This window comes from Alcaligenes sp. MMA (genome assembly GCF_020907215.1).
Lineage (GTDB): Bacteria > Pseudomonadota > Gammaproteobacteria > Burkholderiales > Burkholderiaceae_B > Alcaligenes > Alcaligenes aquatilis.
Genome location: NZ_JAJJPP010000002.1, coordinates 599,188 through 618,483, shown reverse-complemented (window position 1 = coordinate 618,483; position 19,296 = coordinate 599,188). Strand labels below are relative to the sequence as shown.

The window sequence follows — 19,296 nt, the reverse complement described above, 5'->3', positions numbered from 1 at the left end:
CTCTGGCTGCGCCCGATTATTACAGGAAGATCAAGGCAGCAATACCCAGCACCAGCAGCCATTTAAGGATGTAGTACAGGGTTTCGTTCTTTTTCTTGATGGCCTTGCCGAAACGACGTACCGCGTAGACTGTACCAAAAATACGGTTGATACCGCCGGTACGGTCGCCTTCCTGGTTCGGAGCGGCAGCGGCACGCAATAAGAAGCCACCCACGGCGTGGTTTACGGCTTGTGCCCAGCGATAACGCATGGGACGTTCTACGTCCGCAAACAAAATAATACGGTTCTGATCCGTTTTGTTTTCAGCGTAGTGAATAAAGGTTTCATCAAACACCACGGCTTCACCGTCACGCCAGTGATATCTCTGGCCGTCCACTTCGATATAGCAATCCGGGCTATTGGGCGTCATCAAGCCCATATGAAAGCGCAGCGAACCCGCGTAAGGGTCGCGGTGGCGCGGCAAACGGGCACCCGGCGGCAAAGAGGTGAACATCGCTGCCTTGATCGACGGAATATCCTTGAGCAGGCGAGTCGTCACCGGGCACAGCTCACGCGCCGAAGGGTGGTCGGCGTCATACCACTTCAGGTAAAAACGCGTCCAGCCGGTTTTGAAAAAAGAGTTAAAGCCCGCATCGTTGTACTTGTCAGAGGCCTTGATATGGCCTTCACCAAATAGCTGCTCGGCCTCGGCACGGATTTCGTCGCAGTGCTCGAGCAACTTGTTTAGCTCGGGAAAGTGTTTCAAATCCAGATACGGCTCATTGGGCACTGCCGAAAAACCATACATGAAGACATTCAAAGGGGCCGTGAACGTGGAATGGTCCAGCAACTGGCGGGAAAAGCGGTGCCTGACTCGACCCCTGAAGTGCACAATAACCGTGCACACAATGAACAAGGCAAGAATGAACCATTTCACGACATGATCTCCAAAGAAGAAAACTTCTGCGCTGTGCTGGCCTTGGCCTGCGTGCTGCCCCATGGCCTTGTCTGATACACGAATAAAAAAAGGCGCACCTTAACGGTGCGCCTTTCTGACATGGAGCGACTTAGTGTTTCGCCAGCAGAGCGTGCAGCTCTTGAAGCGCGTAAACCTTCAAGCCATCACCATGACGCAAATACTGCAGGCCTTGTACAGCCGCTACCGCACCAGCAATGGTGGTGTAGTAGGCCAGATTGGCAGCCAGCGCATGTGTACGGATTGTACGCGAATCAACGATCGCGTTGCGACGCTCTTCAACCGTATTGATGACCAGGGAAACCTCGCCGTTCTTGATCATGTCCACAATGTGCGGACGACCTTCGGTAACCTTGTTCACCACTTGAACAGCCAAACCGGCCTGTTCGATGGCGCTTGCAGTACCACGGGTGGCGACAACCTTGAAGCCCAGCGAGATCAGGCCGCGAGCCACTTCCACCGCTTGCGGTTTATCCTGGGCGCGCACACTGATGAAGGCCAAGCCCCCTTCGGGCAGGGTCACGCTGGCAGCCATCTGCGACTTCACAAAGGCTTCAGCAAACGAGGTGCCCACACCCATGACTTCGCCGGTGGACTTCATTTCTGGTCCCAGAATCGTATCCACACCCGGGAACTTCACGAAGGGGAATACGGCCTCTTTCACGCTGTAGTAAGACGGCGTGACTTCTTCGGTAATACCCTGCTCGGCCAGAGTCTGACCTGCCATGGCACGAGCGGCAATCTTGGCCAGTTGCAAACCGGTTGCCTTGGACACGAACGGCACAGTACGCGAAGCACGTGGGTTCACCTCCAGCACGTAGACATCGCCGTCCTGAATGGCGAACTGCACGTTCATCAAGCCCTTCACATTCAAAGCCTTGGCCATGAGTGCGGTCTGACGCTTGATTTCAACCACGGTTTCGTCGCTGAGCGAGTAAGGAGGCAAGCTACAAGCAGAGTCACCGGAGTGAACACCTGCCTGCTCGATGTGTTGCATCACACCGCCCACAAAGACGCGTTCGCCATCGGCCAGGCAGTCCACGTCCACTTCCGTGGCGTTGTTCAGGAAATGATCCAGCAGCACAGGCGAGTCATTGCTGACCTTGACCGCTTCGCGCATGTAGCGCTCCAGGTCTTGCTGTTCGTGCACGATTTCCATGGCACGGCCACCGAGCACGTAGCTTGGGCGTACCACCAGGGGGTAACCAATTTCGGCAGCCAGAGCGATCGCTTCGCCTTCGGTGCGAGCGGTACGGTTTGGCGGCTGACGCAAGCCCAGCTTGTTCAGCAGTTTCTGGAAACGCTCGCGGTCTTCAGCCACGTCAATGGACTCAGGGCTGGTACCGATGATCGGTACACCATTGGCTTCCAGAGCACGTGCCAATTTCAAAGGCGTCTGGCCACCGTACTGAACGATGGTGCCCACTGGTTTTTCGATGTGGACGATTTCCAGGACGTCTTCCAGCGTCAGAGGCTCGAAGTACAGACGGTCGGAGGTGTCGTAGTCGGTCGACACGGTTTCAGGATTGCAGTTGACCATGATGGTTTCGTAACCATCTTCGCGCAATGCCAGCGCAGCGTGCACGCAGCAGTAGTCAAACTCGATACCCTGACCAATACGGTTAGGGCCACCACCCAGAACAATGATCTTCTTCTTGTCCGTAGGATTGGATTCGCACTCTTCCTCGTAGGTCGAGTACATGTACGCCGTATCGGTGGAGAATTCAGCCGCACACGTATCCACGCGCTTGTAGACAGGGCGAACATTCAACTGGTGACGCAGCTTGCGCACTTCCGATTCCACGGTATCCAGCAAGAAAGCCAGACGGCGGTCGGAAAATCCACGGCGCTTCAGACCGAACAAGGTGTCACGGTCCAGATCGGCCAGCGTCTTTTGTTCCAGGGCCAGTTCGATGTCCACGATCTCTTTGATCTGGGCCAGGAACCAGGGGTCAATCTTGGTCAGGTTGTGAACTTCGTCCAGGCTCAGACCTTGAGCGAAAGCGTCGCCCACGTACCAGATACGCTCTGGGCCAGGCTCGCCCAACTCGACCTGCAGTTTTTCGCGGTCGGTGGTTTTCTGGTTCAGACCATCCACACCCACTTCCAGACCACGCAGGGCTTTCTGGAAGGATTCCTGGAAAGTGCGGCCAATCGCCATCACTTCACCCACAGACTTCATTTGGGTGGTCAGACGCGAGTCGGCCTGAGGGAATTTTTCGAAAGCGAAACGTGGCACTTTGGTAACCACGTAGTCGATGGTGGGCTCGAACGAAGCGGGGGTCGCACCGCCGGTGATTTCATTGCGCAGCTCGTCCAGGGTGTAACCCACAGCCAGACGCGCAGCGATCTTGGCGATAGGGAAACCGGTGGCTTTGGAAGCCAGCGCCGAGGAACGGGACACACGTGGGTTCATTTCAATAACGATCATGCGACCGTTATCGGGGTTCACTGCGAACTGCACGTTCGACCCACCCGTATCCACACCGATTTCGCGCAGTACGGCGATCGATGCATTACGCATGATCTGGTATTCGCGGTCGGTCAGGGTTTGGGCAGGAGCCACGGTGATGGAGTCACCGGTGTGCACACCCATGGGGTCCAGATTCTCAATGGAGCACACAATGATGCAGTTGTCGGCGCGGTCACGCACCACTTCCATTTCGAACTCTTTCCAGCCCAGCAGGGATTCTTCAATCAGCAGCTCGTTGGTGGGCGATGCTTCCAGACCACGGCGGCAGATCGTTTCAAACTCTTCCGGGTTGTAGGCAATTCCACCACCCGTACCGCCCAGCGTAAAGCTGGGACGAATAACGACGGGGAAACCGGCTGTGCCGATTTCTTCAGCAATACGCTTTTGAACCGCCCAGGCCTCGTCCATGGAGTGAGCCACGCCGGACTTGGCGGACTCCAGACCAATGGAGGTCATGGCGTCTTTGAACTTCAGGCGGTCTTCAGCTTTTTCGATAGCGGCAGCATTAGCACCGATCAGCTCAACACCATATTTTTCCAGCACGCCATGCTTGGCCAGATCCAAAGCGCAGTTCAGCGCCGTTTGGCCGCCCATGGTAGGCAAGAGCGCATCAGGACGCTCTTTTTCAATGATCTTCTCGACAGCTTGCCAGGTGATGGGCTCGATGTAGGTGACATCAGCCGTATCTGGGTCCGTCATGATGGTGGCCGGGTTGCTGTTGACCAGCACAGTCCGGTAACCCTCGGCCTTCAGGGCTTTACATGCCTGGGCTCCCGAGTAGTCGAATTCGCAAGCCTGACCAATGATGATCGGGCCGGCGCCAATGATAAGAATGCTTTTTAAGTCTGAACGCTTTGGCATAGTGCGGTTTATTTATTGGCCTGGTGAGCAGCCATCAGGCTGATGAATTTGTCGAACAGCGAGGCAATATCGCGCGGGCCGGGAGTCGCTTCAGGGTGACCCTGGAAGCAAAACGCGGGGCGATCTGTCAACTCGAAGCCTTGCAGGCTCTGGTCGAACAAAGAAATGTGCGTGACCTTGGCATTGGCTGGCAAGGTGGCGGCATCGACCGCAAAGCCGTGATTCTGGCTGGTGATGAACACGCGGCCACTAGCCAGTTCCTGCACAGGATGGTTGGCACCGTGGTGACCGTTTTTCATCTTCAAGGTCTGTGCACCAACGGCCAGGCCCATGATCTGATGCCCCAGGCAAATACCAAACACAGGCAGCTTGCGCTCCAGCAAGCCCTTGCAGGCTTCGATGGCGTAATCGCAAGGCTCTGGATCGCCAGGGCCGTTGGACAGGAACACACCATCGGGCTCGTAAGCCAGTACATCGGCCAGTGGCGTTTGCGCCGGCACGACGGTCACTTTGCAGCCACGGTCTGCCATCAAACGCAAGATGTTGGCTTTTACGCCAAAGTCGTAGGCCACCACGTGGAAGCGGTCTGTTGCAGGCTTCCCAAAGCCTTGGCCCAGTTCCCACGAACCTTCGGTCCAATTGTAGGTTTGGTCGGTAGTAACCACTTTGGCCAGATCCTGACCTTTCAGGCCAGGGAAAGAGCGGGCCAGTTCCAGTGCTCGTTCGGCATCATCACCCACCAGAATGCAAGCACCCATGGAGCCTTTCTCACGCAAAATGCGAGTCAGCTTGCGGGTGTCGATACCGGAGATAGCCACAACGCCCTGATCTTTCAGGTAGTCAGGCAAGGACTGGGTGGAGCGGAAGTTGGACAGGCGGGCGGGACAATCGCGAATGACAAGCCCGGCAGCGTGGGCCTTGTTGGATTCGGAGTCCTCTGGATTGACACCGGTATTACCGATGTGCGGATAGGTAAGCGTAACAATTTGACCGCTGTAGCTTGGGTCTGTCAGGATTTCCTGATAGCCCGTCATGGCTGTATTGAAAACGATCTCAGCAACACAGTGCCCCTCGGCACCGATTGATACCCCTTTGAATAGGGTTCCATCCGCCAGGGCTAGGACGGCACTAGTGATAGTGCGGGACTCCTCAGGAAATAAAGACGGCAGCACGTTAAAAACCCCGGATTCTGAAATTAATATTAAACCTTCTAATTATATGCTCAAACGAGGTTTTTCCGGTAGTTTATCGGTAGTAACACTGAAACCAGGCACGAAAACTTGGAAAATCGACTACAGTAATCGATTGGTTTGATGGCTTTGCGATGGACTAGTAACAGACATGACTACTCAGCTTGACTCTCTGCGCCAGTGCACAACCGTAGTGGCCGACACAGGCGATTTTGAAGCGATGCGCGCGTATCGCCCTACCGATGCAACAACCAATCCTTCCCTGATTTTAAAGGCTGTCCAGCAGGCGGCCTATCGGCCTTTGCTTGACCGTGTCATCACCGACCACCCTCATGCCAGCCTGGCTGAAACCAGCGATCTGCTGCTGGTCGCCTTTGGTCGACAAATTCTGGATATTGTGCCGGGCCGCGTCTCTACCGAAGTCGATGCCCGCCTGTCCTTTGATGCCCTGGCCAGCGTCGAGCGCGCCCGCCATATCATCCAGCATTACGAAAAAGCCGGTATCGCCCGCGAACGCGTGCTGATCAAACTAGCCAGCACCTGGGAAGGCATCCAAGCTGCCCGTACATTGCAGGCCGAAGGCATCAACTGCAACCTGACCCTCTTGTTCTGCCTGCCGCAAGCCATTGCCTGCGCCCAGGCCAAAGTCACCCTGATCTCGCCCTTTGTGGGCCGCATCTACGACTGGTTCAAGAAAACTGCCGGCCAGGAATGGGACGAGAGCGCCAACCAGGGCGAGAACGACCCCGGTGTGCGCTCGGTACGCAGCATTTACGAATACTACAAAACCTATGACATCCCCACAGAGATCATGGGTGCCAGCTTTCGCAATGTCGGCCAGATCAAGGCGCTGGCCGGTTGCGATCTACTGACCATCAGCCCCGAACTGCTGGGCCAGTTGGATGCAGCCCAAGGCGAGGTCCCGGCCATGCTGGATGTGGCACGTGCCAAGGCGGTTGCCCCTGAATGGCGTGCCAGCAACGAAATCACCTTCCGCACCGACCTGAACCAGGACGCGATGGCCACTGAAAAGCTGGCCGAAGGCATCCGTCAGTTCACCGCGGACGGTATCAAACTGGATGCCCTGATTCAACAGGCGCGCCAGCAGGCCTGACAAGCCGCCAGGTCCGATTCAGTAAAACAGGCCGCCTATCTTGCGGCCTGTTTTACTATCTATTAAGCATCTAATCGTTTGCTGGCCTTCTCTTTGCTGGGAATGAACGGACAAAAAAAACCGGCTCCTGTTTCAGGAGCCGGTTTTCTTAACACTTGAGCCAAGCAGCAATCAGAGCTTTTCCGTACCGCCACCTTGTGGCCGCCAAGCCAGCAGGCGGTCTTCAAACACACTGACCAGACCGTCCAGGATCAGCGCAAAGACGGTCAGCACCACAATACCGGCGAACACCGTATTCACATCCAGCGTGCCCTCTGCCTGCAGGATCAGATAACCGACCCCACTGGCTGAGCCCAGGTATTCACCCACCACGGCACCCACAAAGGCCAGACCGACCGAGGTGTGCAAGCTGGAAAATACCCAGCTAGTGGCCGAAGGAATGTAGACGTGGCGCAGCAGTTGACGACGGCTGGCACCCAGCATGCGGGCATTGTCCAGCAGTGTGGTGCTGACTTCACGCACACCTTGGTACACGTTGAAGAACACGATAAAGAACACCAGCGTCACCGCCAGAGCTACTTTGGACCAGATACCCAGACCGAACCACATGCCGAAAATCGGCGCCAGAATGACGCGCGGCATGGAGTTGGCAGCGGTCAGATACGGGTCCAGCAAGGCCGCCGCACGGGGCGAGAGCCCCAGCCACAGACCGCAAGCCAGACCAGCAATCGTACCAATGGCAAAAGCCAGCAGTGTTTCGCTCAAGGTCACGCCCAGGTGCAGGTAAATATCACCGTTGGTGACAAACCAGGCCCAGATCACCTTGACCACTTCCAGTGGCTGCCCAAAGAAGAAGGCCACTTTGGGGTCCAGCGTGAAGAAATGCCAGGCGGCCAGAATGACGATGAGCAGCGAGATTTGCCAGCCGCGCAGGGCCAGCTTGGATTGAGTAATAGATTTAGACATATCAGGCACGCTTTTGCTGGGCATAACCCTTCAGGACCTCATCACGCAAGACGGCCCAGATTGCCGCATGCAATTCGACAAAACGGGGGTCGTTGCGCACTTCGGCCACGTCACGAGGGCGTGGAAGATCGACATGAAATTCGCCGATGGGATGCGTGCCCGGCCCAGCCGACAAAACCACCACCCGGTCGCTCATGGCAATGGCTTCGTCCAGGTCGTGAGTAATGAACAGCACGGCTTTACGCTGTGCCATCCAGATCTCCAGCACTTCGTTTTCCATCAACTGACGGGTCTGAATGTCCAGCGCCGAGAACGGCTCGTCCATCAGAATGATGTCGGGATCACGGATCAGGGTCTGGGCCAGCATGACGCGTTTGCGCATGCCACCCGACATTTGATGCGGATAACGATCCTCGAAACCACCCAGCCCAACTCGCTTGAGCCACTCCTGGGCACGGGCGCGAGCCTGATCCTGCGGGACGCCGGCAAACTCCAGACCGGCCATCACGTTGGATTCGGCACTGCGCCAGGGCATCAGTGCTTCGCCCTGGAACATGTAGCCAGCACGCTCGTTCACCCCTTGCAGGGGTTTGCCAAACACTCGGACTTCGCCCGACGAAGGGCTTAGCAAGCCCGCCCCTACGTTCAGGAGCGTGGACTTGCCGCAGCCCGTTGGGCCTACAACCGACACAAACTCGCCTGGAGCAATACTCAGGCTGGCGTCACGAACCGCTGTGTACGTACCTTTGCCATCCCGGGAGGCAAAAACACAGCTGATGTTATCTAAAGAAAGTGCTGCCTCAGACATTGGGGTACTTCTTGTTGGCATTGTCAGCAAATTCATTGGTGTAGATTTTGCTGATATCAATCTTGGATGCGTCCAGATTCGGCACAAAAGCGGCCAGTGCATTCAAGGCGGTAGCAGGACCATCAGCATCTACCAAGCCGTTGGGCGAGAGTGCTTCTTTGTTGGCATCCAGACATTGCTTGTACAGTTCCACGTCACCGAGCAGATAGGTTGCGGGCACGGTCTTGGCAATGGTTTCGGCATCATTGGCCTGAATCCATTTGTCGGCGCGCACGATGGCGTTGGCCAGAGCCTGGGCCGTGTTCGGGTTCTGGGTGATGAAATCTTCAGAAGCGTACAAGCAGGCCGAAGGCATATTGCCACCAAAAATAGCCTTGGTATCGGCAAGGGTACGAGTGTCAGCAATAACACGCACTTCGTTTTCTTTAAGCAAGGTGCCGATCACCGGATCCAGATTGGCCATGGCATCAATCTGGCCCGTACGCATGGCAGTGACGGCACCGGCGCCCGCGCCTACACCGATAAAGGCCACATCCGACGGTTTCAGACCGTTTTGCTCCAGATAAAAGTTGACCATCATATTGGTCGAGGAACCCGGTGCGGTCACACCAATTTTCTTGCCTTTCAGATCGGCTGGCGACGTATAGTCAGCCATCGTCTTGTTGGACACCGCCAACACAATAGCCGGCGCACGCCCCTGCTGCACAAAAGCGCGGTACATCTGCCCTTTGGACTGCAGGTTGATGGTGTGTTCAAAGGCGCCCGACACCACATCGGCACTACCGCCGACGACGGCTTGCAAAGCTTTGGAGCCACCAGCAAAGTCCGCCACTTTGACCTTGAGACCTTCGTCTTCAAAATAACCATTGATCTCGGCAATGGACAATGGCAGATAGTAGATCAGCGCCTTGCCACCGACGGCAATGGTCAGATTTTTTTTCTCGATTTCTTGCGCACGGCCCAGCGATGGCAATGACAGCGCCAAACCCGATGCTCCAACCAGTTTGAGCGCATGACGACGAGTCAGTTTCATGGCAATCCCCTTCTTGTTGTTGGTCATTAATTATTTAGGTTTGATACTTATACTAAAAAACAAAAGGGGGGTATCCCCCCCTTGTCCACCAAGCGGTCAAACCCGATTACGTGGCGCGACGCTCCATCAAGGCCCAGGCAATGGTGCTGGGGTCTACGTACTCCAGCTCGCTGCCGGCTGGCACACCGCGGGCCAGTCGAGTCACTTTCAAACCTTGGCTAGTGAGCATTTCCGCCAGATGATGGGCGGTGGTTTCGCCCTCTGCGGTGAAATTGGTCGCTAGAATCACTTCCTGCACTTGGCCATCACTGGCTCGCTCTAGCAAGCGGTCAAATTGCAAGGCATCCGGCCCTATGCCTTCCAGTGGCGTCAAACGCCCCATCAGCACATAGTAAAGGCCTCGATAGCCATGCGTAGCCTCGATCATGTTTTGATCGGCAGGTGTTTCCACCACACACAACAACGCCGGATCACGGCGGGGATTGGCACAGGTTTCACAAATAGCTTGGACTGTAAAACCATTGCAGCGCTGACAGTGCTGCAGTGCCGTCGTGGCATGTTCAAGAGCCCGGCTTAATTGGTCGGCACCTACCAAGTCATGTTGCAACAAATGGTAGGCCATGCGGCGAGCGCTACGCTCACCCACACCGGGCAGCCGACGCAGAGCCTGGATCAGAGCCCGAAGCGGTTCGGGCTCTGCGATCTGCGGTTCGTTCATTAGAACGGAAGCTTCATACCGGGAGGCAGTGGCAGGCCAGCGGTGACACCCGCCATTTTTTCCTGCGAAGTGGCCTCGGCTTTGCGCTGTGCATCGTTAAAAGCAGCAGCAATCAAATCTTCCAGCATCTCTTTTTCGTCTTCCAGCAGGCTGGGGTCGATAGAGACACGGCGCACATCGTGGCGGCAGTTCATGATGACCTTGACCAGACCACCACCGGAAACGCCCTCGACCTCGATATCGGCCAAGGCTTCCTGGGCCTTTTTCATGTTTTCCTGCATTTGCTGCGCCTGGCGCATCAAGCCGGCAATCTGACCTTTCATCATGGTTTGGTTTTCCTGATTGATAGAAATTGACAATGGGCCATTCAGGCGGCCCGAACCAAAGGAGTGGCCTTGATTGACCCGGCTTTGACGCTGCCGTCAAAGTCCTGGATCAGGCTCAAGACAAAGGGATCCTGGGCAACCTGCTCTTCGGCCTGTCGCTGACGCTCGGCCAACTTGGCCTGCTCCACGGCATGCGCGGTAGCATCGCCTGTATCCCCGTATTCGATCACCAACTGAATGGACTGGGCAAAATATTCCGATAGAACAGTGCGCAAGCGCGCTTTGCCCTGACTGCCTTCAGTAGCCTTGATTTTGGCACGCAGGTGGATTTCCTGGCCTTTCACGCCCAGCCATTCGCTCTGGCGGGCCAGTTCGGCGGCCCAGCCGCTTAAGGGCAAGCTGGTTGCCACGTCGGGCCAGGTTTCCGGTTTCATGCCGCCCAGTCGCACGGTGCGCGGGTTGTCCGAACCGCTCTGCGGCACGGGCAGGCCCAGTTCGGTGTCGGGCATGAAGCGATCAGACATGGACACAGACGGTACATCGCCGTCTTCTTCGGCACGAGCCGCGTCCATATCCAAAGGCTGGTAATTCTCGAATTCTTCGTCCATGCCCTCGGACAACCAGGCGGGCTCCTCCGGGCCGTCCTGGGTAGAGGCGGCTGGCGGCGCTTCTTCTGCCACCGGGTCTACTCGGGCGGCGGCCTGGGCTTGAGACGACATCAGGGGCTGAGCACTGCTCTTGCCCTGGGCTTTGGAGGATTCTGCAGCGGGATCGGCAGAGGAGTCTGCCTGGTCTGCGGAAGTGGACTCGACGGCTGGCGGAGCGGATGGCGTTGATGGCACTTGGGCGGCTTGAACAGCGCTACTGTCAGCAACTGCGGTCGCCGCTTCTTGAGGCGAACTGGTCGCTGAACCGGCTTCAACGCTTGCGTCCGCTGGGGCAGATTCTGAAGTGTCATAGCTGACCCCCGCGCCGGCAGGCTCGGGAGCATCTTCCCAGGCCGGGACAAAGTCGTCGTCAGCAGGGATGGATTCTGCGACTGGCGCTGCTTGGGCTGCATGTGTACTGGCAGGGGCGGCTGCGGTGGCAGAGGCCTGTGCCTGCTCAGATGCGGCCTGTGGATCAATCGCAGGCTGGGGTGTTTGTGTTGCCTGTACTGCTTGTGCCGTTTGCCTTCTCTGTTCTGTTTGCGCCCCCTGCTCAACTTGCTGTGCAGGCGCAGCAGAAGCGGCGGCCTCACGGGGGGTTGCAGAAGCAGCCGGTACCGACGCAGCCTCTGAGGCAGCGGGGGCTGTCGCAGGAGCGGGAGCAGCCTGAGCCGCGCCAGCAGTATCAGACCCCGAAGGCCCTGCTGGCGGTGGCACATACGCCGAGACGGGCTCGGGCAGCAAGGCCAGCATGCGCAAGCACGCCATCACAAAACCGGCGTACTCATCCGGAGCCAAAGACAGCTCCTGACGACTGTGCACCGCGACCGAATAAAACAACTGCACATGATCGGGCGAGAGTGTGGGTGCCAATTGCCGCACCGCCTCCGCCAACGGATCATCATCTGAAATCGTGCCAGGGATGCGCTGCTCGATCGCGATACGGGACAACAAGGTTGCCAAATCCGCCAGAGCCCCCGAATAAGACAAACCACGCATGGCCAGATCATCGGCCACACCCATAATGGCCTGCGCATCATAAGCGACCAGCGCTTGCAGCAATTGCGCCAGGTGGCGTTGATCAATGGTGCCCAGCATGGCTTGCACAGCCTGGGCGCTAAGATCGCCCGCGCTATAGGCAATGGCCTGATCGCTAAGCGATAAGGCATCCCGCATGGAACCATCGGCTGCCTGCGCCAGCAGACGCAAGGCAGGCAACTCGAACTGCATTTCTTCCTGGGTCAGAATGTCCTGCAGGTGGCCCACAATCGCAGGCACGGTCATCTGCTTCAAATTGAATTGCAGACAGCGCGACAAGACGGTGACCGGAATTTTTTGTGGGTCTGTGGTCGCCAGAATGAATTTGACGTGCGCTGGCGGTTCTTCCAGCGTCTTGAGCATGGCGTTGAAGGCGTGCCCGGTCAGCATGTGAACTTCGTCAATCATGTAGACCTTATAGCGGCCCGAGCTGGGGGCGTAGACCGCCTGTTCCAGCAGTTGGGTCATCTCTTCCACACCCCGGTTGGAGGCGGCGTCCAGCTCTACATAATCAATAAAGCGGCCAGCATCAATCTCGGTACACGCGCGGCAAATGCCACAGGGCTTGGAGGTGATGCCGGTTTCGCAGTTCAGCGACTTGGCCAGAATACGCGACAAGGTGGTCTTGCCCACGCCGCGTGTGCCCGTAAACAACCAGGCATGGTGCAGGCGCTGGGTATCCAGGGCGTGCGTCAGAGCGCGCACCACGTGGTCCTGACCAACCAGGGTGTCAAAGGAGCGAGGGCGCCACTTGCGGGCCAGAACGAGATAGGTCATGCGAATTCCGGACGGCGTGAACCATCAATACAAATAAGCGAAAGGAAAAGTGTACCGGATTCGGTGCTGAAGGGAAGCAGATAGACCGGGCGCGCATAACCCGATAAGCAAATGAAGTGGCGAGCCTGACTCCGGCACTGATTCTGCACGGCTGTGGCTGCTTCGTTCCCGACCTGACCAGATTCACCGCCGAACCATGCGGAGGGGCCCGCCGACAAGTAGTGTAGCATTAATACGGCAGCCAAAGATCGGCTCTCGGGAAATAAAGCGCCGCCCGCGCCGGTCGCCCATCCAGAGCCTGCACCTGCTCACAATAACGCTGCAATTGCGGTGCGTAGCGCTCCAACATACGCGCTGCAAAATCATCCTTACTTTCATGCTCGGCGGGCCGCCCCGTCTTGTAATCCACCACCAGCCAGTGATCTTCCTGGGAAATCGCCAAGTCGATAATCGATACCCGACCACTGACATCCAGCAAGGACCACTCCCGGTAGGCGCGGCTGACACCCAGCAACCAGCGACCACGCTCGGTCTGCACGGTTGCGGCAATGGCCTCAAACAAGGACTGGGCAGCCTCATCCAGGTAGGCGGCAGGCACCCCGGCCCGCAGCAACTGGCGACGCATGACGACGCGACCTTGCTGCAAACGCTCTACCGGCCACTGGTCCAAACCTTCACGACCCAGCTTTTCCAGCCAGTCGTGGGCAACCGTCCCAATGGCTTTTTCATGAGTCGTATCCAGGGACCACTGCCAGCTTTGATACTGTGGGCTGGCGGTCTGCAATTGCTCGGGTGGCGCAGCAGGCAAGCTCACCACGCGCTGCAACAATGCCGCAGAACCTTGCCCCGACTCCTCTTGCTGCCTGCCCTGCTCGGCTTGCCAAACCGGCGCCTGTGGCTGCTCCAGGACAGGCCAGACACGGCTTAACAAGGAGCGGCCATCCGGCTCGCGCAGACCCTTGTCCTGGGTAATGCTCAGCTCCGCAAACAAGTGCAACTCCTGACGGGCACGCGTCAGAGCCACGTATAAAAGACGGTGGCTTTCCTGCTCGGCTCGGATACGTTCCCGCGCTGCCAGAAACTGCGACACCGGATCGCGTTGCTCGCTGCCCTTATGGCTGATCGGCCCCAGAATCAGGCGCTCGGCGCTGTGTTCCAGACGAATCAAGGGCTCGGAATCGGCTGCCGACTGCTTGTGCAAGCCAAACAAGATAACAGTTTCAAACTCCAGGCCCTTGGACTTGTGAATCGTCATCACCTCCACGGCCTTGCCCGTCCCTTGCGGGGTGGCATACAAAGACTCCACGCGGGCCTGCAATTGCTGCTGATCGGGCGGTCCATAGGGACACAGCTCCTCCAGCAGCCGCAAAACTTGTTCGGCATCGGCCTGATCGGCCAGGCTTGGATAAACCTGCGGCCCGCCCAAGCGCGTCCAGCATTCCTGCACCCAGGCTGCAAAAGGCATCAAGCCGCTGCGATTACCTTTATCCAGCAAGATCTGGCAAGCGAACAGCAGCCGGTCGCGCTCATTCGCATCCCAATCTTCAAAATCCTGATTGTGTGTGAAGAATTCCAGCCTGGCGGCCGGAGCTTCTCCGCCACCATCCGGGGGCGCCTGTGGCGTCATAGTCATCTTGCCTCGCTTGACCTCGCCGTCAACGGCGAGGTTCGCTCTCAGGCTCGTGGTCAGCTCGGCCAGGGTCTGCGTGGGATGCAAAGCGCACAAACGATGCAGGCTCTCCAAACGCAGGCCGATCAATGGCGAGCGCAACACGGACAGCCAAGCCAGTCGATCTGCCGGGTGAGCCAAGGCACGGACCAATTGCACCAAATCCGCCACCACCGGGCGCTGCTGCAAGGGCTCCAGCTCTACCGCTCGGCACGGTATGCCCTGCTCGCCCAGCTTGCGCACCAAACCCTGCAAGTGCGAACGTGCTCGCACTAGAATTGCCACCGGATGCTCACTATCCTGATAACGTTCCAGAGCTTGAGCCGCGCATTGCACCGCCTCTTGTACCGCACGTTCCTGAGCCGCTTGCTGCGACGGCACGGCATCCTCTCCCCGTGCCACCCGGAAATGCCAGGACGGATGAAACTGCACCGCCCACTCGGGAATATCAGGTTTGAAGGCAGTCGAGTGTTCATACGTGACCATGCCCAGATCCGGATCAGGTCGAGCCGGAAACAGTTGCGCCCCCACCCTATTCACCCACTCCACCAAACGCGGGTGCGAGCGGAAGTTATTGCTGAGATTGAGCGGCTCCAGCTCCACTTCACCTAAACGTCGCGCTTGCCAGACCTGCAGAAACAAACCCACTTCCGCCTTGCGGAAACGGTAAATGGACTGCATGGGGTCGCCCACCAGAAACAGGCTACGCCCATCACCCGGCTCCCAGCCACTGGTCAGGCGCTCCAGCAATTGCACCTGGGATTGGCTGGTGTCCTGAAATTCGTCCACCAGCAAATGACGTATGGACCTATCCATACGCAACAGCAGTTCGCCCGGCTCATCGGCATCGCCCAAGGCTTGCAGAGCACGTTGAGCAATCTCGGTGAAATCGACCTCGGCTTTCTCGGCAAAGCGCAGTTTCAATTGCGCCGCAGCCAGCCATAAAACCTGAATCAGATTGGACAGGACTTCTTGCTGCTGAGGGGAGTATTGTTCGGGCAAAAGGCGTGCACTGGCCAAGCGCGCAATCCAGGGCTCTGCCCCCAGACAATTGCTCAACCATTCAGTCAGAATTTCTTTTTGCGCTGTTTTTGGCGGAAAGCCGTTACGCACGGTCAGGCTTTTGCGCAGATCGCCTTTATCCGTCAGCAACAAGGCTGCCAGACCACGCCAGCGCGGCAAATCGTCCATAACCGGGGCCAGATTGTCGCCTTGCCAATCGGCCAGGGCCAGTACATCGCCGCTTTCCAGATTCGAGGCCGCAAAGCAGGCCAGGGGAGCCAAAGTCCGCGCCCAACCGGGTGGCAGTGAATCGCTTAGCTGCTGCAGTTGCTGCTCCACCACCTCGCGCAAGCTGTCTTGTAACAGCGCCACATCACCGCCCTGCCCCACGGCTGGCAGCCACTGATCGCGGCTGGCCAACATACCGGCCAACAGGGCTTGCGCCTGCAGCAAGTTGACATCCATATGCTCCAGAAAGCGCGCCACGCTAGGGACGCTTTCCGCCATTTCCAGCGTGGCCCAGGCCGCCGCTTCGTAATGCTCCTGTGCCTTATCAGTAATGGCCGGCACCCCGCCCAGCCCCGTAATCCAGGGCATGGCACGCACCAGGTGCGCACACAAGGAGTCAATGGTACGGATACTCAAGCGTGCCGGATAGGCCAGCAAATCCCACTGCTGTTCCTGATTGCGCTGCATGGCCGCGCGCGCCAGCTCCCAACTGCGTACGCGATAGGACTCGGCAGGCCGTTCCTGATTGGCAGCGGCCAGCTTCTCCAGCACTCGCGCATGCATTTCAGCCGCAGCTTTACGGGTGAAGGTAATGGCCACAATTTCTTCTGGCCGCTGCACGCGAGCCAGCAAAGCCAGAATTCGGTCGGTCAGCAGCTCTGTCTTGCCTGAACCGGCAGGGGCTTGGACCAGAAAGGAGGACTCGGGGTCCAGTGCCCGTGCACGGGCGGGGCTATCGCTAGGGACAGTCAGCATGACACCTCTCCTCCATTGTCTTGGAGGTCTTCCTGGAACAAACGTAAAAAGGGCAAAACATCGCAGTACAGCAAATCGTTGCGGTTCCAGATCTGGTTGGCGGCCTGCCCTTGCAGGAACTCATCCGCCAGACCTTCCACCGCCTGTTTCCACTGCGCGATTTGTGCGGTCCACTGCTGGGCACTTTCCAATTCGGTCAGGCCCTCAATATCCATGCCGGGCGCGGCCAAACCACTTAAGCCCACCTGACGAGCATGCAAGCGCACAAAAGCCAAGCCACTGACGGTTCGACCTTCATCCTGCAAGGCCGCGGCATAAAACGGCAATTGCAGATTCACAGGTCTGGGCCGCAGCCAATCTTTATCGGGTCTGAGTTCGCCTATGCCAGTTTTGTAGTCCATCAGCAACTGCTCACCATCGGCCAGATCATCCAGACGATCCAGACGCAGGCTCAAACGCAGTAAGCCACGGCTCCAGCTCAATTCCTGTTCCGTCGCGCCCAAGGCAAACGGCGGACGCTGGGCTTCCTGATGCGCGTATTGACTCAAAACAGCCAGACCCCGCTCCATTTCCAGGCTGCGCAGCACCGGGCCGTAATCGGCCAGCTCTTCCTGAGCGGCCTGATCAATACACACTTGCACCACGTCCAACAGCGAGTCCTCGCCAATCAGTTCGTGCAAGCTGTCCTGATCCTTCACACGCAGCCAGAACAGTTCGACGGCGCGGTGCAGAAACACCCCGCGTGTATTCATATCACCTACACGGGCGTAATCAGGCAAGGCCTGACCATGCAAACGAAACTTCACAAAAGCCCATAAGGGATTGCGGGCCTGCGTATCCAGCACGCTGATTCCGCCGCGTATGCGCTCTTCCAGCTTCAGGCTGGGGCCTTGCTCGTCCAGCAAGGCTTCCTGTGCGACGGCCTGCTCTGCCTGCACCGCCCAAGGCATTTCCAGCACAGGCCAATGCGCGATCAAAGGGCTGGGTCTGAGCTCTTGCTCCCCCTGATTCAAAGGCGCACTGAGCAAGACCTGGTTGCCACAGCGCAGCAAGGCGCTCAACATCCAGCGCGCCCACTCCAGCTCCCGCTCTGGCGTACTGCGCGGGGCTTGCACCCGGCGCAGCACTTGGGCGGGGATCAGGGGATTCGGTTTGACGGCAGCGGGCAAAATATCATCGGTCAGGCCCAGCACCCATACGGCATCCCAACGCCCGCCTTCCGCCTCCAGAAAGCCCAGCACATCCAGACGGGAGCGCGGATCACGCTGTGGCTGGAACAGATTTTCACGGGCCATGCGCGCCAGAGCACTTTGCGCCTTCAAGGCACTGATACGGCCCAAGACAGGGGCTTGCTGCGCCAGTTGCAGCAGCAGGGCCTCCAAAGCTTCCAAGGTTTGAAACTGGGCGCTATCCAAACGATTGGTTCCGGGAAAACCCAAAGCCTCCAGGCATTGACGCATCACTGAAGCCCAGGTATCCACCCCTTGAGCGCCGGCCGACACGGACTCGAAGCGCTCCACCGCCTTGGCCCAGGCCAGGGCCAGTTCGGGCGTATGAAAGCTGAGCATGTCGGCAAATTCTTTACGGCTCACTTGCGTGATGCGATTGTCGCGCCAGGCCTTGTCAATGCGGGCACGGCCGCCCGCTTCAGACTGTTCCGCCTGACACGCTCCCAAACGCAGGGCTTGGCCCAGCATGGCCGGCTCGGCCTGCCCCTTGGTCGCCAGGGTAAACAGGGCTTTCAACCAGGCCAGGGCTGCTTCAACCACGGGCCACTCGGCCAAGGATCGGGCCGCTGCCACGTTATAGGGCAAGGCGCCTTGATCCGTGTGCATGGCTTGCCGCAAGAGGCGATGCACCAGCGGCAGTTGCGTTTCCAACTGCGCCGCCACAATGGCTACCGTGCGATCCGGGTCCTCATCCAATTGACGACGCGCCCATTGCACCGCCAGGCGCCATTCCGTATCCGCATCCTGCGCCTGCACCCGATGAACTTCCGTGGCCTGCGCCTCTTCGTGCTGCAACTGCAGAATCTCCACTCCCATATTCTGCAAACCCATTAAAAGGCTTTGCAGACGCGGCGAGTATTCATGAAAACCATGCAGCACCATATAGCGATGACGCATGTGCAAGGCGCCGGCCTGCACCGCTTTCAGCACGCGCTCGGCAGCCAGATTCGCGTCATCCAGATCCGCCTGCTCCAGGCTTTGCCGGTAGTGAGAGCGCCATTGCATGAAGCGTTCAAAATCTATGCTGGCCTCGCCGGGTTTGAGCTCAATATTCCATTCATCCAGCAGGGTATCGGCTTCACAGGCCAGACGCGCTGCCTGGCCGACATCCAGGAAGTAGCCCTCTTCCTCGCACTGCTCGATGCTGTGTTCCCAGCGCTGCAAGGCGGCGAAGCGATCCATCTGGTGCGCAGCCGGTTGCCATTGCTCGGAAAAGCAGAGCTGATCGCTGGCCTGTGCCAGCCACGCCCCCAAGGGCACGATTTCCGGCACGGCGACCGTCCCGCCCGCTCCAGCCAGACGGGCCGACAAATGTCCCAGCAGGCGGCGCGCGTAGCGCTTGTTCACGGTTAACACAACCGTTTCGGCACTATTGAGCTCCTGCAATTGAGCCATGGAAACAGCAGGGGTGTCATACATAGAGAAAACCAGTTAAGGTTGCAAGGAAACAGGATGGCCAGCAACGCTGATCCGGCCATTGTACCGGCGCTCTATCCCTAGATTGTT

Annotated in this window: 12 protein-coding genes and 1 other RNA gene; 1 reads left to right on the top strand and 12 read right to left on the bottom strand. The window is 58.0% G+C overall.

Going from position 1 to position 19,296, the window contains the following annotated elements; all coding sequences use genetic code 11:
• Positions 1 to 19 precede the first annotated feature (19 nt).
• From lpxO to carA, 3 genes are all read right to left on the bottom strand, one after another.
• A complete protein-coding gene (lpxO, locus tag LNA76_RS11325; protein ID WP_230019092.1) occupies positions 20 to 916 on the bottom strand; it encodes a lipid A hydroxylase LpxO in 897 nt (298 codons plus the stop codon).
• Between the two features lie 130 nt (positions 917 to 1,046).
• Positions 1,047 to 4,289 (bottom strand): carbamoyl-phosphate synthase large subunit, encoded by a 3,243-nt coding sequence (carB, locus tag LNA76_RS11320; protein ID WP_094195829.1) that lies wholly within the window; start codon positions 4,287 to 4,289, stop codon positions 1,047 to 1,049.
• An 8-nt stretch (positions 4,290 to 4,297) separates the two neighbouring features.
• Positions 4,298 to 5,461: a glutamine-hydrolyzing carbamoyl-phosphate synthase small subunit gene (carA, locus tag LNA76_RS11315; protein ID WP_162496908.1), complete on the bottom strand. Its 1,164-nt coding sequence runs from the start codon at positions 5,459 to 5,461 to the stop codon at positions 4,298 to 4,300.
• A gap of 169 nt (positions 5,462 to 5,630) precedes the next feature.
• On the opposite strand from carA, the gene tal reads away from it, so the two are divergent.
• The gene (tal, locus tag LNA76_RS11310; RefSeq protein ID WP_125277006.1) at positions 5,631 to 6,593 is read left to right on the top strand and encodes a transaldolase; all 963 of its coding nucleotides are present in this window, start codon (positions 5,631 to 5,633) and stop codon (positions 6,591 to 6,593) included.
• 171 nt (positions 6,594 to 6,764) lie between these two features.
• Here tal and LNA76_RS11305 read toward each other — a convergent pair whose 3' ends face one another.
• The 9 genes from LNA76_RS11305 to LNA76_RS11265 all read right to left on the bottom strand — a co-directional run bounded on the left by LNA76_RS11305 (position 6,765) and on the right by LNA76_RS11265 (position 19,209).
• Positions 6,765 to 7,559, bottom strand: coding sequence for an ABC transporter permease (locus LNA76_RS11305; RefSeq protein WP_094198271.1), 795 nt, complete (start codon positions 7,557 to 7,559; stop codon positions 6,765 to 6,767).
• Position 7,560: 1 nt separating this feature from the next.
• On the bottom strand, positions 7,561 to 8,367 hold the full coding sequence (locus LNA76_RS11300; protein WP_094195827.1) for an ABC transporter ATP-binding protein: 807 nt from the start codon (positions 8,365 to 8,367) through the stop codon (positions 7,561 to 7,563).
• Positions 8,360 to 9,400, bottom strand: a complete 1,041-nt coding sequence (locus tag LNA76_RS11295; RefSeq protein WP_125277007.1) for an ABC transporter substrate-binding protein — start codon at positions 9,398 to 9,400, stop codon at positions 8,360 to 8,362. The genes LNA76_RS11300 and LNA76_RS11295 overlap by 8 nt, the downstream gene beginning before the upstream one ends.
• Positions 9,401 to 9,506: 106 nt before the next feature.
• The gene (recR, locus tag LNA76_RS11290) at positions 9,507 to 10,118 is read right to left on the bottom strand and encodes a recombination mediator RecR (RefSeq protein ID WP_094195826.1); all 612 of its coding nucleotides are present in this window, start codon (positions 10,116 to 10,118) and stop codon (positions 9,507 to 9,509) included.
• On the bottom strand, positions 10,118 to 10,444 hold the full coding sequence (locus tag LNA76_RS11285; RefSeq protein WP_094195825.1) for a YbaB/EbfC family nucleoid-associated protein: 327 nt from the start codon (positions 10,442 to 10,444) through the stop codon (positions 10,118 to 10,120). Before LNA76_RS11285 ends, recR begins: the two co-directional genes overlap by 1 nt.
• Before the next feature lie 41 nt (positions 10,445 to 10,485).
• A complete protein-coding gene (gene dnaX, locus LNA76_RS11280) occupies positions 10,486 to 12,906 on the bottom strand; it encodes a DNA polymerase III subunit gamma/tau (protein ID WP_230019091.1) in 2,421 nt (806 codons plus the stop codon).
• Between the two features lie 115 nt (positions 12,907 to 13,021).
• Positions 13,022 to 13,119, bottom strand: an RNA gene (gene ffs / locus LNA76_RS11275) — signal recognition particle sRNA small type.
• A gap of 16 nt (positions 13,120 to 13,135) precedes the next feature.
• Positions 13,136 to 16,561, bottom strand: coding sequence for a UvrD-helicase domain-containing protein (locus tag LNA76_RS11270; protein ID WP_230019090.1), 3,426 nt, complete (start codon positions 16,559 to 16,561; stop codon positions 13,136 to 13,138).
• On the bottom strand, positions 16,555 to 19,209 hold the full coding sequence (locus tag LNA76_RS11265) for a hypothetical protein (RefSeq protein ID WP_108728000.1): 2,655 nt from the start codon (positions 19,207 to 19,209) through the stop codon (positions 16,555 to 16,557). The genes LNA76_RS11270 and LNA76_RS11265 overlap by 7 nt, the downstream gene beginning before the upstream one ends.
• Positions 19,210 to 19,296: the final 87 nt, after the last annotated feature.